The sequence below is a fragment of the Streptomyces sp. NPDC050743 genome (assembly GCF_044456925.1).
Taxonomy (GTDB): Bacteria; Actinomycetota; Actinomycetes; order Streptomycetales; family Streptomycetaceae; genus Streptomyces.
On record NZ_JBITGJ010000026.1, the window covers coordinates 67,984 to 83,304 of the forward strand.

Here is a 15,321-nt window from a genome sequence, read left to right on the forward strand (position 1 = left end):
CACGGCAGTGCTGCCGGTCTTTCTCGCCCGGGGCTGCTGGGGGGACGGTGCGGCAGGGGTGCTGTATGTGTTGGTGCCGGCCGGACTCAACCGGAGGACGCGCAGGTCGACCGCGGGCGCTGGAGTGCGGCCTGGGCCGCCGTCGCCGTGGCGTTCCTCACCAAGCGGACCGGCGGCGCGGTGCGGCTTCCGGTGGCGTGACTGCCGCACCGGCAGGGCGCCCCCACGCGCTGTCGGCTGCCGGGCGCGGCCCTGCCGAGGGACCCGGCCGGGTTCCTCGCGGCCCAGTCCCATGTGAACGCCGGGCTCTCGGCCCCGGGCGGCCGGTGGCCTCAGCCCAGTACCGTGCGGGGCCCCGCCACCTGGGCCCCGTGTTCCTGGACCCGGCGGCGTAGTTCGCGATCGGCCGTGACGACCAGGCATGGGCGGTCGCCGGCCGCTGCCGCGAGGTTCACGATGTGGTCGTCGCCGCTGCCGGGGGCATCCTCGACGCGCACCCCGGGCACCGACTCCACGCCCCGGGCCGCACCCTCCACCACCAGGACCAGTTCCAGCGGACCGGGCAGGCCGGCCACACCGGACCGGGCGAGGGGAGCCAGCCGGTCGCGCAGGCGCTCGGCGGCGCCGCGGCGGTCGCGCCACCAGCCGTCGGGCACCGACCCGACGACGTTCGCGCCGTCGACGACGAGCAGCGGGAGCGGTCCGCGCGCAGTACCCGAAGTGTCCGTCATGTCGGTAACAGCCCTATTCTGCCGTGTTTCTGGCGGACTCAGTGTGTCACGGGTTTCCCCGCCCACCGGCGGGTGATCTCGGTGATCGCCGCGGCCGCGCGCTCGGCGGGCCGCCCGCCCGCGCGCACCTCGGGGGAGAACTCGACGTGCAGGAACGGCACATGGTCGGCGTCGGCCACCCGGCCCTGCACGTTCGTCCGGCCCTCCAGCGGACAGGAGCGCGCCCAGGCCCGGCACACCCGGAAGCCGTGGCCGCGCAGGGCGTCGGCCAGGTCGCGGCCGTCCTGCCGGCCCGCCGACCCGGCACCGGTGGAGGCGACCACGTCGTAGCCGGGCACGGCGGACGCGGCGAAGCCGTGCACCTGGATCCCGGGCATCCCACGACGCGCCAGCTCGGCGCAGATGGCGTGGAAGACGGTGTCCAGGCGGTGCGCAACGTCCGCGGAGTTGCCGACTCCGGCTTTGCGATGTGCTCCTGCTATCACCAGGACCCCGCCCGGTGAGCCGCGCAGCACCCGCACGCCCAGCTGCTCGGTGCCCAGATCGAAGCCGGGATGCGGGACCTGCACCGACCAGCTCGGGCGGTGGTCCAGATCCAGGTAGACCCGGCCCCAGCCGCGTGGTGTCACGGCGGAGTCGGTGCGGTCGGCCACCTCGGCGTAGCGGTGGCCGGAGGGCCGGTCGAAGACCGTGCGTACGGTGAAGTCCCGTTGTGAGAGTTGCTCTTCCGCTTGTTTGCGGTGACCGTCGAGCAACAGGCCGATGGCCGTGGCGATGTCCTCGCGGTCGGACCGGCCGGGCGGCAGATAGCCCCGGTCGGGACCGAACCGGCTCGTGTAGTCCGCCACCTCGCGGGACAGGTCGATCTGCTCGGCCCCCTTCGGCGCCGGCCCGCGGGCGTCGTCCGCAGTGCCGCCCGGGGTGCGGAGCAGGGCGGTGAGACCGGCCGCGAGACCGGTGACGAGCAGCAGCAGTGTTGCGATCGTTATGAGACGTGAGCGATGGGCTCTCATGGTTGTATCAAGATATCCCGGTGAACAGACGCCGTAGCCGGACCCTGCTGTCCCTGCTGACCCCGCTCTCCCTCCTCGCCGCCGTCTCCGGATGCGGACTCCTCTCGGACGACGCCGGTGCCTCGGGCGGCGGGCGCTCCTTCACCGTCGCGGCCGCCGGGGACATCCTCATGCACCCCGAACTGGTCGACCAGGCGCGCAAGGACGCCAAGCGCACCGGCAAGGGCGTGGACGGGCTGGACTTCGGGCCGATGATGGCCGGGATCAAGCCGCTGATCAGCAAGGCCGACCTGGCGATCTGCCACTTCGAGCCGGTGATGGGCCCGGCGAACGGGCCGTTCGAGGGCTTCCCGGACTTCCAGGTGCCGCCGCAGCAGGCGAAGACCATCAAGGACATCGGTTACGACACCTGTTCCACCGCCTCCAACCACACCCTCGACCACGGCTACGACGGGGTGAAGCGCACCCTCGACGCGCTGGACGCCGCCGGCCTGAAGCACACCGGCTCCGCCCGCACCGCGAAGGAGGCGAGCACCCCGCTCGTCATGGACGTCAAGGGCGTCAAGGTCGCCCAGATCTCCTTCGCCTACGGCTTCAACGAGCCGCACACGCTGCCCAAGGACAAGCCCTGGCTGGCCAACCAGCAGGACCTCGGCCGGATCAAGGCCGCCGAGCAGCGGGCCCGCAAGGCCGGTGCCGAGGTGGTGATCCTCTCCCTGCACTGGGGCCGTGAGCACCATCCGGAGCCGTCGGGCTCGCAGATCTCCTTCGCCCGGCAGATCGCCCGGAACACCGGCATCAACCTGGTCATCGGCCACCACGCGCACGTGGTGGAGCCGATGGAGAAGGTCGAGGGGACCTGGATCTCCTACGGCCTCGGCAACCAGATCGCCCGGCACGAGGTGCCGACGGGGCTGACCGAGGAAGGCGTGATCGCCTGGTTCACGTTCACCGAGCACGGCAAGGGCCACTGGGACGTCCAGCCGCGGTTCGAGCCGACGCTGCTGACGATCCCGCCGGACGCCGAGAACGTCCGGGACGGCGGCACCGCCGCGTACACCGACGCCGACGTGCGGGACTACCGTCTGCTGGACGTGCCGGCCGCGCTCCGTGACGACCACGACCTCACCGGCGCCCAGAAGGCCCGGCTGCGGCTGGCCTTCGAGCGCACCGAGGGCACCCTGCTGAACCGCGGCGCGGCCGAGGACGGGCTGAAGCCGCTCACGCCGCTGCCCGAGTAGGGCCGCAGAGGCCCCCTGCCGGAGAGGCCGCCATGCCGGACCGATCCCCAAGGGCAAGGTATTTGTCCGAACTTGTCCGGCGGTTGCGCGATGTTGCCTAGATCACGTCGGACTTACTGCAACTTAGTGCCCCTCTTATCTGTCTGAGGTATCCGGGCGAGCCCTTAGTGTCGGCACGTCCGGAGCCCGTTTTCACGAGAGGACACCTCCCTTGGCGTCACCGCCCCCGGCGCGGCAGCACCGAGCCCGCCGCCGAGCCGACATGTCGCTGATCGGAGGCATCCGCCCGCCGATCGCGGTCCTCTCGGCGCTGCTGCTGACGCTCGCCGCCATCACGGCACTCGTGCTCGGCCGCGTCGACGACGCCGGCGTGCCGAAGGCGGTGCTGAACTCCCAGCAGCACTTCGCCGAGGACGGCGCCATCGCGCTGCGCGCCTCGATCGACGAGTCCGTCAAGGACATCACCCGCTCCGCCGCGCTGTTCAGCGCCGGGCAGCCGGTCTCCGGCGACGCCGTCCTCGACAAGCTCGGCAGCACCTACGAGAAGTGGATGGGCACGGCCGTCGTGGAGGTCCGCAGCGGCAAGCTGGTCGCGGCCCGCGGCGAGACGGTGCCGCTGACCTCCATGGACCTCTCCTCGCTCAGTGGCGAGGACGGGCTGGCCCCGCGCATGGTCCGGCTGAAGAACGGCGAGGTGCGGCTGCTGTCCTTCGGACTGCTGACCTGGCCGGGCAAGCCGCAGCTGCTGCTGGTGGCCTCCCGGAACCTGAAGTTCCCCGGCATCAGCCTCGGCCAGTTCCGCTCCATCGCCGTGGTAGACGCGGGCGGCACCATCCTCAGCAGCGACGGCATCGCCGAACCGGAGTCCGCGCGCAACAGCATCGACCGCAAGGACATCACGGACTCCCGCAAGCAGCTGAAGGACTTCGCCGAGCAGGCCGCCCGCCGCGCGAAGCAGGATCCGCGCAGCAGCAAGGAACCGGGCAGCGGCGGATACCAGGGCGTCAGCGGCAGCCTCCTCGGCGGCAAGCTGCTCGGCGACCGCTCCGTCGCCGGATACGCCACGCTCGCCGCGGCCGAGCCCGGCGAGCCCACCACCGCCACCGGGCTCGGCCTGTCCGTGGTCGCCATGGTCAAGGTGACCGAGGAGTCCGGCGGGACCCAGTCCCCGGTGTTCGGGCTGGCGGCGGGCGCCGCGCTGCTCGTCGTCGGCGCCCTGGCCGTGGGGGTGCTGCTGGGCACCGTGCAGCGCCCGCTCATCCGGCTGTTCCTGGAGTCCCGCCGGCTCACCCGCGGCGATCTGACCCGGCCCGTCACGGTCCCCGGCTACGGCGAGGCGCACCGCATCGGCGGCGCCCTGGAACGGCTGCGCCGGCAGCTGCTCGGCGAGAGCCCCGAGGCCACCGGAGCGGCCGAACGCCCCAGCGGGGCGCGCCGGGTGGGCACCCGCGCCCTCCTCGCGGTCTGCGCCGTGCTCCTGCTGGCCTGGGCCGCACCGCTGATGCTGCTGTTCAACCGCGCCGACAACACCGCCGAGATACCCCGGCAGCTCGTCAACGACCAGCGCGAACGCACCGACACGCTCAGCGACCGGGTTCGGCGCGCGCTCAACGAGGGCGACGCCGACCTGCAGTCGGTGGCCTCCCTGATCGGCGACAAGACGGCACCCGACGCCATGGAGACGGTGCTGGAGCGCACCTACAACGAGAACAAGCGCTACCGCTCCCTCTACGTCGTCGACTCCTCCGGCGAGATCAAGACCCGCGAGGGCAAGGACCCGAAGGTGATCCGGCAGAACCGCGTCTCGGACAAGCCCCTGCGGCTGCTCGGCCGCGGCGGCAAGGAGCCCGTGGTCGTCGCCGTCGCCGAGATACCCGGCCGGGACGGGGACCGGCTGATCGGCGAGTTCCGCCCCGAGTTCTTCAACGCCCTGCTGAGCCGGCCGGGTCTCGGCGTGGTCCGGCTCGTGGACGACCGGAACAAGGTCATCGCCGGCAACACCGGCTTCCTCGCCTTCCAGTCGCTGCCCGACCAGCACCTGACGGACCTCGTCGAGGCCAGCGCCCAGCGGCTCGGCAAGAAGCCGCGGCCCAACGGGGTGCTGTACCGGGAGAACGGGCTGCGGATCGCCGCCGCCGCGCCCTTCTCCGGCAGCGGCTCGGCCGAGTCACTGCACTGGAGCGTGGTCAGCTGGGAGCCGGTCGACCGGCTCGCCATCCCGGAGTTCGACACCCAGAACCGCACGGTCCTCGCCGGTCTGCTCGGCGCCGCCGCGGCCGTCGCCTGCCTGGGCTGGCTGCACATCGTCGTCGCCCGGCCGCTGCGCGGCCTCGCCGACCGGGCCGAGGCACTGGCCGGGGGCGACCGCAAGACCGTGCTCTTCCCGCAGCACCACGACGAGGTCGGCGCCGTCACCCGCTCCCTGGAACTCATCCGGCAGCAACTGCAGGACCAGCGCAAACAGCAGCCGCGCCGCACCCCGCCGCCCCGGCCCTCCGCACCGAGGCAGGACCCGCCCGAGCCGTACACGCCGCCGTCGCACCCGGACCCGCACCCGCCCCAGCAGTACCCACCCCAGCAGTACACAAGGAACTGATCACCCGTGCTCTTCCTCTACTCCGTGCTGCTGGTCTGCTGCGCGATACTGCTCGCGGCAGGCATCGTGGAACAGCGGCGGCACTTCACCAACCTGGACCACATCCCCACCCGGGTCCTGGTCAACGGCATCCGCGGCAAGTCCTCCATCACCCGGCTGTGCGCGGGCGCCCTGCGCGGCGGAGGCCTCACCACCGTCGCCAAGACGACCGGCACCGCGGCCCGGTTCATCCACCCGGACGCCACCGAGGAGCCGGTCTACCGCAAGTTCGGCATCGCCAACGTGGTCGAGCAGATCGGCATCGTGCGGCGCGCCGCCGCGTACAAGCCGGACGCGCTGGTCATCGAGTGCATGGCCGTCATGCCGGCCCTGCAGGAGATCAACCAGTCCAAGCTGATCCGCTCCACCATCGGCGTGCTGTGCAACGTCCGCGAGGACCACCTCGCCGAGATGGGCCCCACCCTGGACGACGTGGCCCGCTCGCTGTGCCGCTCGATGCCCGAGGACGGCATCTGCGTCACCGCCGAGAAGGACCGCTTCCACATCCTCCAGGAGGAGGCGGACGCCCGGAACTGCAAGCTGATCTACGCCGACCCCGAGACGGTGACGGACGAGGAGCTGCGCGGGTTCAGCTGGTTCACCTTCAAGGAGAACGTCGCCATCGCGCTGGCCGTCGCCGAACTCCTCGGCGTGGACCGCGAGACGGCCCTGCAGGGCATGTACGACGCCCCGCCGGACCCCGGTGTCCTCTCCGTCGAGCGCTACCAGACCCACGAGGGCAAGAAGCTGCGCTTCGCCAACGTCTTCGCCGCCAACGACCCCGAGTCGACGCTGATGAACATCAACCAGCTGCTCGACCTCGGCGCCATCCACCGCCCGCTCAACGTGGTCATCAACTGCCGCCCCGACCGCGTCGAACGCAACGGCCAGATGGGCGAGATCATCCCCGAGCTCGACCCCGAGCGCGTCTTCGTCATCGGCCACCCGGCCAAGTCCGCCATCGACGCCATCCCCGCCGAGTTCCGCTCGCGCGCCGTGGACCTCGGCGGCGACAAGCGCGACCCCGAGGAGTTCATGGGCAAGATGCTGGACATGCTCGGCGCGGACTCGTCGATGGTCGCGATCGGCAACATCCACGGCCAGGGCGAGATCCTGCTGGAGCACCTCGCCGAACTCCCGCCGGACGACAGCCCCGACGAGCCGGTCGCCACGGCACCGGCCGGCCGGACCGAAGCGGCGCCCGACCGGGTCGACCCCTCGGAGACGATGCAGCTGTACGCACCCCGCATCGACCCCTACCAGCACTACTCGGAGGCGTACGAGTCGCGCTACGCCCAGCAACAGCAGCCGTACGTCCCGCAGCCTCCGGTGCAGCGCAGCGCCGCACAGCCCCACCGGCACGAGGAGCCGGTGCACCGGGCCGGGCACGAGCAGGCGCAGTCGTACGGCACCTGGACCGAGCCCCGGCCGGACCCGGCCGGCCGGCCCGCCCCACCCCAGGCACCCGCCGACAGCGGCCGACCGGCCCCGTCCCGCGGGCTGTTCGAGCCCCGCATCCCGCCCCAGCCTTCCGCCGACGACAGCCAGCAGTGGCACAGCCCAGGAGAACAGCGTTGATCCCCTCCGTCCTCACCCCCGAGATCGCCGCGATCGGCATCGGCCTGGGCCTGATGTTCTCGCTCATGTGCTACCTGACGACCAACCTGTCGCCGGGCGGCATGATCACTCCGGGCTGGCTCGCCCTCACCCTGATCGAGGATCTCCAGCGCGCCGCGCTCGTCGTCGGCGTGACCGTGCTGACGTACCTCGCCACGCTGCTGATGCAGAAGTTCGTGATCCTGTACGGCAAGCGGCTCTTCGCGGCGGTCGTGCTCAGCGGTGTGCTCATCCAGGCCACCGTGATCATCGTGCTGCAGATGGAGTTCCCGCTGCTGTACGCCAACCAGACGCTCGGCTTCATCGTCCCCGGCCTGATCGGCTATCAGCTGGTCCGCCAGCCCAAGGGCGCGACCCTGCTGTCCGTCGCGTCGGTCTCCCTCGCCACCTATGTGGTGCTGACCGCCGGCATCCTCCTCGGCGCCATGCCGACCGCCTGAACCCGCCCGTATCCGACGCACGCATTCCTGGAGCCCCCACCATGCCGAAGCGCAAAGGCCGCCCGGTCGTCCACACGGTGACGGTCCTGGCGCTGCTCGCGGGCAGCGCCTACTTCACCTTCGAACTGCGCAAGGACGAGCAGGCGAAGCTCCCGGCCGCCCAGAGCATCACCGAGAACCTGCACAGCTCGGGCGGGGCGACCGGCAAGCAGACCTGGGAACGGCTGAACAACCCGGCGCGCTCGGTGCTGCGCGACGGCAAGGGCGCGGTCATCGCCACCTTCACGGACGGCGCCCGTACCGCGACCCTCAAGGGCCCGACCCGCACCTTCAGCGAACCGGCCAACACCACCACCAAGGTCGTCACCGACGACTGGGTCCGCCTGATGCCGGAGACCTGGACCATGGGCTCCGAGAAGCAGCAGTGGTTCAAGGACTGGTTCAAGCAGTACTACGGCAGCGAGGAGGACGACGTCTTCGCGTTCGCCTTCCAGTACATCGTGGGCGCGCCGGCCAAGAAGGACGACCAGGGCGTCCAGTACGCCGGGCACGCCACCTACGGCCCCCTCAAGGCCGACGGCGTCGACCGCTTCGAGCAGACCGACTTCTACGACTACCTGGGCATCCCGTACACCTTCCGGGACGGTGTCACCAAGTACCCGCAGCAGGACCGCCTGCGCGCCGTGGACTGCTCCGGCTATCTGCGCCTGGTCTACGGCTACCGGGCCCGCTACCCGCTGATGTCCGACAACGACCACGGCGACGGGCTGCCGCGCACCGCCGACGGCATGGCCCGCGGCAAGGAGGGCGTCGACATCATCAAGATCCAGGGCCCGAGCCCCTGGTACGTACGGCCGCAGAACATCGACGTCCTCCAGCCCGGCGATCTGCTGTTCTTCAAGATGGACCACCGCACCGCCAACCACATGGACCACTCCGCGATCTACCTCGGCCCGGACACCGAGGGCCACAAGGTCTTCATCTCCAGCCGCAAGGAGCAGAACGGCCCCACGATCGGCGACCAGGGCGGTGTCTCGCGCCTGGACGGCGACGGCTTCTACGCCAAGCTGTTCCGCTCGGCGAAGCGGCTGTGACCAGGGGCGGCGAGGGTTCGCATGCGGTCCGCGGCTAGAGTGAACCGGTGAACGGCGACTGGCTCCTGCGCGGCCGAGACGGCCGGCTCAGTGTCTACCAGCTGTCGGGCGACGCCGTCCTGTGCCGGGCGGAGCGCGAACCCGGCGGCCCCTGGACCACCCCGCGCACGGTGGGCGGCGACCAGAAGCTGCACCCCGTCCTGGCGCTCGGCCAGGGCAGCGACGGCTACGCCCACCTGGTGTCCTGGCGGCCCACCGTCAAGGGCGAGTCGGGACTCGTGCACTCCACCCACTTCCGCCCGCGCCTCGCGGCCCTGGACTGGAACCCGCTCGGCCACCCGCAGAAGAAGGGCGACCGCACGGGTACGCCCGCGGTCGCCGTCGACGCCCAGGGCCGCGCCCATGTCTTCGTGCCCGACGGCCAGGGCGGGGTGCGCCTGCTCGCGCAGAAGGAGAAGGGCGGCTGGGCGGCCTGGCGGGACCTGAAGGGCGAGAACGTCCGGGACGGTCTGGCGGCGGTGACGGGGGAGTCCGGCCGGGTCGAGCTGTACGCGGCCGTCCCCGACGGGCTCCGCCACTGGCGCCAGGAGGAGGCGGGTGCCGAACCGGTCCTGACGGAGTCCCTGCGCACCTCGGTCCGCCCGGGCACCCTCTACGCCCTGGCCACCTCAGCCGACAGCACGACGCTCTTCTACACCGACACGGACGGCGGCCTGTGCGCCTGGCGCCCCGGCGGCAAACCGGTCACCCTGCTGCCCTCGGCCGGTTCCGGCCCGCTCTCGGCGGTCCGCTGCGAACTCGACGGCCACGACTGCACCCTGCTCGCCCAGCGCTCGGCGAGCGGCCGCGTCGCCTTCGCCGCCTACCCGACCGAACTGGAGTCGGCGGGCGCCTGGTGGACCGAGTCGGGCCCGCGCCTGCCGGTGGACGCGACGGTGTCCCTGACGACGGACCAGGACGGCCGGGTCGTGGCGGCAACGTTGTCCCCGTCGACCAGCCAACTCCTGCTGACCCGCCGCAAGTCCGAGCCCGGACTGGCCCTGGAGGCGTGGCGGCAGGTCTGAGTGCGCCATGATGGCCGGCGTGGACACCGAGACTCTCATCGACACCTGGCGGCGTCTCCTCGCCGGCTCCGGAAAGACATGGGTGCTGTTCGAGCACGGCACCTGCGTGGTGCTCGAACGGCCCACCGGGGACCCGGCCGCCCAGGCCACCGAGATCCTCCGGGAGTTCGGGCCGGTACGGGTGGGAGGCCCCGCGGGCGACTTCCGGGTGCTGGAACTGAACAACGGCGAGGGCTGGCTGGTGACGGGCCATCACCCGGACGTCGTCACCTTCGTCCCGCTGGACGACCCCGCCGATCCCACGCACCTGGCCGTCGGCATCCTCGGCCGCTCCCGGCGCGACCAGGACGGCACCGGGCTGCACGTCGTCCATGTCGAGGACGGCCGCCAGGGCGCGGGCTGACACGCCTCACGCAGACGCCGGTGCCTGCACTCCGACAGGAGCGCAGGCACCGGCGTTCGTCAGCGAAGCGTTACGCGGGGACGCTGGCCACGCCCTGCGCCAGGAACTTCTTGCCGTTCACGCGCTCCGAGACGCCCTCGCGGTCCAGGTACGGCGTGATGCCGCCCAGGTGGAAGGGCCAGCCGGCGCCGGTGATGAGGCACAGGTCGATGTCCTGGGCCTCGGCGACGACGCCCTCGTCGAGCATGAGCCCGATCTCCTGTGCCACCGCGTCCAGGACCCGGGCGCGGACCTGCTCCTCGGTCAGGACGGCGTCGCCCTGCTTCAGCAGCGCGGCGACCTCCGGGTCCAGCTCCGGCTTGCCGCTGTCGTAGACGTAGAAGCCGCGCTTGCCCGCCTCCACGACCGCCTTGAGGTTCGGGGAGACCTTGAAGCGGTCCGGGAAGGCCCGGTTGAGGGTCTCCGAGACGTGCAGACCGATCGCGGGACCGACCAGCTCCAGCAGCACCAGCGGGGACATCGGCAGACCGAGCGGCTCGACGGCCTTCTCGGCGACCTCGACCGGGGTGCCCTCGTCGATGACGTTCTGGATCTCGCCCATGAAGCGGGTCAGGATGCGGTTCACGACGAACGCCGGGGCGTCCTTGACCAGAACCGCGGTCTTCTTCAGCTTCTTGGCCACCGCGAAGGCGGTCGCGAGCGAGGCGTCGTCGGTCTTCTCGCCGCGGACGATCTCCAGCAGCGGCAGCACCGCGACAGGGTTGAAGAAGTGGAAGCCCACGACCCGCTCGGGGTGCTTCAGCTTCGACGCCATCTCCGTCACCGACAGCGAGGAGGTGTTGGTCGCGAGGATCGCGTGCGCCGGGGCGACCGCCTCGACCTCCGCGAACACCTGCTGCTTGACGCCGATCTCCTCGAACACGGCCTCGATGACGAAGTCCGCGTCGGAGAAGCCCTCGGCCTTGTCCAGGACACCGGTGACCAGCGCCTTGAGGCGGTTGGCCTTGTCCTGGTTGATCCGGCCCTTGCCGAGCAGCTTGTCGATCTCGGAGTGGACGTAGCCCACACCCTTGTCGACCCGCTCCTGGTCGATGTCGGTCAGCACGACCGGCACCTCCAGGCGGCGCAGGAAGAGCAGGGCCAGCTGCGAGGCCATCAGACCGGCGCCGACGACGCCGACCTTGGTGACCGGGCGGGCCAGGCTCTTGTCCGGGGCGCCGGCCGGACGCTTGCCGCGCTTCTGGACCAGGTTGAACGCGTAGAGACCGGCGCGCAGTTCGCCGCTCATGATCAGGTCCGCGAGGGCCTGGTCCTCGGCGTCGTAACCCTGCTGCAGGTCGCCGTTCTTGGCGGCCGCGATGATGTCCAGGGCGCGGTAGGCGGCCGGGGCAGCGCCGTGCACCTTGGAGTCCGCGATGAACCGGCCCTTGGCCACAGCCTGGTCCCAGGCCTCGCCGCGGTCGATCACCGGGCGCTCGACCTGGACGTCGCCCTTGAGGACCTGCGCGGTCCACAGCAGCGACTGCTCCAGGAAGTCGGCGCCCTCGAAGATCGCGTCGGCGATGCCGAGCTCGAAGACCTGCTTGCCCTTGAGCTGCTTGTTCTGGTTCAGCGAGTTCTCGATGATGACCGAGACGGCCTTCTCGGCGCCGATCAGGTTCGGCAGCAGGGTGCAGCCGCCCCAGCCGGGAACCAGGCCCAGGAAGACCTCGGGGAGCGAGAACGCCGGGACGGCCTTCGACACCGTGCGGTAGGTGCAGTGCAGACCGACCTCGACGCCGCCGCCCATCGCCGCGCCGTTGTAGTAGGCGAAGGTCGGCACGGCCAGGCCCGCCAGACGCTTGAAGACGTCGTGGCCGCCCTTGCCGATGGCGAGCGCGTGCTCGTGCTCCTTGAGGACCTCGACGCCCTTGAGGTCGGCGCCGACCGCGAAGATGAACGGCTTGCCGGTGATGCCGACGCCGACGATCTCGCCGTCCGCCGCCTCCTTCTCGACCTGGTCGATGGCGGTGTTCAGGTTCGCCAGCGAGCCGGGGCCGAAGGTGGTCGGCTTGGTGTGGTCGAAGCCGTTGTCCAGCGTGATCAGCGCGAAGCGGCCGGCGCCGAACGGCAGGTCGAAGTGGCGTACGTGCGCACTGGTGACGACCTCGTCGGGGAACTGCTGCGCGGCCTGCTTCAGAAGCTCGGCGGTGGTGCTCACTTGTCCCCCTCGAAGTGCGGGTTCTCCCAGATGACCGTCGCGCCCATGCCGAAGCCGACGCACATGGTGGTCAGGCCGTAGCGGACGCTCGGCTGCTCCTCGAACTGGCGGGCCAGCTGCGTCATCAGACGGACGCCGGAGGAGGCCAGCGGGTGACCGAAGGCGATGGCGCCGCCGTACTGGTTGACGCGCTCGTCGTCGTCCGCGATGCCGTAGTGGTCGAGGAAGGCCAGGACCTGGACGGCGAAGGCCTCGTTGATCTCGAACAGGCCGATGTCGGAGATGGACAGACCCGCCTTGGCGAGGGCCTTCTCCGTGGCCGGGATCGGGCCGTAGCCCATGACCTCCGGCTCCACGCCCGCGAAGGCGTAGGAGACGAGCCGCATCTTGACCGGCAGGCCGTTCTCGCGGGCGAAGTCCTCGCTGGCGATGATCGAGGCGGTGGCGCCGTCGTTCAGACCGGCCGCGTTACCGGCGGTGACCCGGCCGTGGACGCGGAACGGCGTCTTCAGACCGGACAGGTTCTCCAGGGTCGTGCCCGGACGCATCGGCTCGTCCGCGGTGACCAGGCCCCAGCCGGTCTCGCCGGCCTCCGGGTTGGTGCGGCGCACCGAGATCGGCACCAGGTCCTGCTGGATCTTGCCGTTGGCGTACGCCTTGGCGGCCTTCTCCTGCGAGCGCACCGCGTACTCGTCGGCGCGCAGCTTGGTGATGTGCGGGTAGCGGTCGTGCAGGTTCTCCGCCGTCATGCCCATGAACAGGGCGGACTCGTCGACCAGCTTCTCGCTCACGAACCGCGGGTTGGGGTCCACGCCCTCGCCCATCGGGTGGCGGCCCATGTGCTCCACGCCGCCGGCGATGACGGCGTCGTAGGCGCCGAAGGCGATCGAACCGGCGGTGGTCGTCACGGCGGTCAGCGCGCCGGCGCACATGCGGTCGATGGAGTAGCCGGGCACCGACTGCGGCAGACCGGCGAGGATGCCGGCCGTACGGCCGAGGGTGAGGCCCTGGTCGCCGATCTGCGTGGTGGCCGCGATGGCGACCTCGTCGATCTTCTTCGGGTCCAGACCGGGGTTGCGGCGCAGCAGCTCCCGGATCGCCTTCACGACAAGGTCGTCGGCGCGGGTCTCGTGGTAGATGCCCTTCGGGCCCGCCTTGCCGAACGGGGTGCGGACGCCGTCGACGAAGACGACGTCCCTGACGGTACGAGGCACGATGGCTCTCCTCCAGGGTGCGGGACGCTGAGCGCTTGCTTAAGCCCATGCTACTTGCGAGTAATGTGGCTGCCCAGTCCCCTCCGCTGGAGCGGCGAAGGTCACACCAGGGGGCTTGTGCGCTGACGAGCGGTATGGCTTGATCTGGTCGCGCCGGTGGCGCCCCGGAAAGGGCACGGGGAACCGCGCGACCGTCCACGGCGAACCCGCGGCCGCCGTATCCGGTCAAGCGCCGCGGCGGCTACGCGTCCTTCGCCGACAGCGCGGACACCAGCACCGGGGTCACCAGCTCCACCTGCCATGCGCGCGCCCCGTATCCGGCCAGCGCGGTCTCCACCGAGCCGGTGTCGATCACCTTCGGTGGTTCCCAGCAGATACGCCTGACCGTGTCCGGCGACACCAGGTTCTCCTGCGGCATGGCGAGCCGCTCGGCGAGGGCGGTGATCGCCGTCCGGGCCGCGGTCAGCCGGGCCGCGGCGGCGGGGTCCTTGTCGGCCCAGGCCCGCGGCGGCGGAGGCCCGGTCACGGGCTGACCCGGCTGGGGCAGCGCGGAGTCCGGCAGGGCCTTGGCCCGGTCGACCGCCGCCTGCCACTGCTCCAGCTGCCGCCGCCCCATCCGGTGGCCGAACCCGTTCAGCGCCGCGAGCGCGTGGACGTTGGCCGGAAGGCCGAGCGCCGCCTCCACGATGGCGGCGTCACTGAGCACCTTGCCCGGCGAGACGTCCCGCCGCTGCGCGATCCGGTCCCGCATCTCCCACAGCTCCCGTACGACACCGAGCTGCCGGCGCCTGCGCACCTTGTGCATCCCGGACGTACGGCGCCACGGATCCTTCCTCGGCTCGGCCGGCGGCGCGGCCGCGATCGCATCGAACTCCTGCAGGGCCCACTCCAGCTTGCCCTGCCGGTCCAGCTCCTTCTCCAGGGCGTCGCGCAGGTCGACGAGGAGTTCCACGTCGAGCGCGGCGTATCTGAGCCACGGCTCGGGCAGCGGCCGGGTCGACCAGTCGACGGCGGAGTGGCCCTTCTCCAGGACGAAGCCGAGCACGTTCTCGACCATGGCGCCGAGCCCGACCCGGGGGAACCCGGCGAGCCGGCCGGCCAGCTCGGTGTCGAAGAGCCGGGCCGGGACCATGCCTATTTCCCGCAGACAGGGCAGGTCCTGGGTGGCGGCGTGCAGGACCCATTCGACGCCGGACAGGGCCTCGCCGAGCCCGGACAGGTCGGGGCAGGCCACGGGGTCGATCAGGGCGGTCCCCGCACCCTCGCGGCGCAGCTGCACCAGGTAGGCGCGCTGGCCGTAGCGGTAGCCGGAGGCGCGCTCGGCGTCGACGGCGACCGGGCCGGAGCCCGCGGCGAAGGCCGCGACCACCTTGGCGAGCGCGGCCTGGTCGGCGACGACGGGCGGAATGCCCTCGCGGGGTTCGAGCAGTGGTGTCGGCGCCCCCATCACAGAAGAAGATCCGGCGTCGTCCGGAGGAGTGCCTCCGGTGATACGCAGGGAGCTGTCTGCTGCGGTGTCTTGGGCGTCGGTCACCTGTCAAGGGTATCGGTGTGTGGAAGGGGGGGGGGGGGGGGGGGGGGGGGGGGGGGGCGGGGGGGGGGGGGGTTGGGGGGGGGGGGGGGGTTGGGGGCGGGGGTGTGTGTTGTAAGTGGGCGGGGGGTAGGATGT

At 71.4% G+C, this 15,321-nt stretch carries 12 protein-coding genes; 7 read left to right on the forward strand and 5 right to left on the reverse strand.

Going from position 1 to position 15,321, the window contains the following annotated elements:
• Window positions 1-332: 332 nt before the first annotated feature.
• Both ACIBJF_RS24450 and ACIBJF_RS24455 read right to left on the reverse strand, forming a co-directional pair.
• On the reverse strand, window positions 333-731 hold the full coding sequence (locus ACIBJF_RS24450) for an NTP pyrophosphohydrolase (RefSeq protein WP_351806234.1): 399 nt from the start codon (window positions 729-731) through the stop codon (window positions 333-335).
• 38 nt (window positions 732-769) lie between these two features.
• The gene (locus ACIBJF_RS24455) at window positions 770-1,744 is read right to left on the reverse strand and encodes a hypothetical protein (RefSeq protein WP_399176659.1); all 975 of its coding nucleotides are present in this window, start codon (window positions 1,742-1,744) and stop codon (window positions 770-772) included.
• 20 nt (window positions 1,745-1,764) lie between these two features.
• Between ACIBJF_RS24455 and ACIBJF_RS24460 the strand changes: the two genes are divergently transcribed.
• The 7 genes from ACIBJF_RS24460 (at window position 1,765) to ACIBJF_RS24490 (ending at window position 10,238) form a co-directional block, all read left to right on the forward strand.
• The gene (locus ACIBJF_RS24460) at window positions 1,765-2,985 is read left to right on the forward strand and encodes a CapA family protein (RefSeq protein WP_399176660.1); all 1,221 of its coding nucleotides are present in this window, start codon (window positions 1,765-1,767) and stop codon (window positions 2,983-2,985) included.
• A gap of 262 nt (window positions 2,986-3,247) precedes the next feature.
• Window positions 3,248-5,581 (forward strand): HAMP domain-containing protein, encoded by a 2,334-nt coding sequence (locus ACIBJF_RS24465; RefSeq protein ID WP_399176661.1) that lies wholly within the window; start codon window positions 3,248-3,250, stop codon window positions 5,579-5,581.
• 6 nt (window positions 5,582-5,587) lie between these two features.
• The gene (gene pgsB / locus ACIBJF_RS24470) at window positions 5,588-7,198 is read left to right on the forward strand and encodes a poly-gamma-glutamate synthase PgsB (RefSeq protein WP_399176662.1); all 1,611 of its coding nucleotides are present in this window, start codon (window positions 5,588-5,590) and stop codon (window positions 7,196-7,198) included.
• Window positions 7,195-7,677 carry a poly-gamma-glutamate biosynthesis protein PgsC/CapC gene (locus tag ACIBJF_RS24475; protein ID WP_031169214.1) on the forward strand — a complete coding sequence of 161 codons (483 nt, stop codon included), beginning with the start codon at window positions 7,195-7,197 and terminating at the stop codon, window positions 7,675-7,677. Before pgsB ends, ACIBJF_RS24475 begins: the two co-directional genes overlap by 4 nt.
• A 41-nt stretch (window positions 7,678-7,718) precedes the next feature.
• Window positions 7,719-8,771, forward strand: a complete 1,053-nt coding sequence (locus ACIBJF_RS24480; protein ID WP_399176663.1) for an NlpC/P60 family protein — start codon at window positions 7,719-7,721, stop codon at window positions 8,769-8,771.
• Between the two features lie 47 nt (window positions 8,772-8,818).
• Entirely contained in the window at window positions 8,819-9,835 is a 1,017-nt protein-coding gene (locus ACIBJF_RS24485) for a hypothetical protein (RefSeq protein ID WP_399176664.1), read from the forward strand.
• Window positions 9,836-9,845: 10 nt separating this feature from the next.
• Window positions 9,846-10,238 carry a hypothetical protein gene (locus ACIBJF_RS24490; RefSeq protein ID WP_399176723.1) on the forward strand — a complete coding sequence of 131 codons (393 nt, stop codon included), beginning with the start codon at window positions 9,846-9,848 and terminating at the stop codon, window positions 10,236-10,238.
• A gap of 70 nt (window positions 10,239-10,308) precedes the next feature.
• Here the strand turns inward: ACIBJF_RS24490 and ACIBJF_RS24495 are convergent, their stop codons facing one another.
• From ACIBJF_RS24495 to ACIBJF_RS24505, 3 genes are all read right to left on the reverse strand, one after another.
• Complete coding sequence (locus ACIBJF_RS24495; protein WP_399176665.1) at window positions 10,309-12,438, reverse strand: 3-hydroxyacyl-CoA dehydrogenase NAD-binding domain-containing protein; 2,130 nt, start codon at window positions 12,436-12,438, stop codon at window positions 10,309-10,311.
• Complete coding sequence (locus tag ACIBJF_RS24500; RefSeq protein WP_399176667.1) at window positions 12,435-13,652, reverse strand: thiolase family protein; 1,218 nt, start codon at window positions 13,650-13,652, stop codon at window positions 12,435-12,437. The genes ACIBJF_RS24495 and ACIBJF_RS24500 overlap by 4 nt, the downstream gene beginning before the upstream one ends.
• A gap of 241 nt (window positions 13,653-13,893) precedes the next feature.
• Complete coding sequence (locus ACIBJF_RS24505) at window positions 13,894-15,186, reverse strand: ribonuclease D (protein ID WP_399176669.1); 1,293 nt, start codon at window positions 15,184-15,186, stop codon at window positions 13,894-13,896.
• Between the last annotated feature and the right edge of the window lie 135 nt (window positions 15,187-15,321).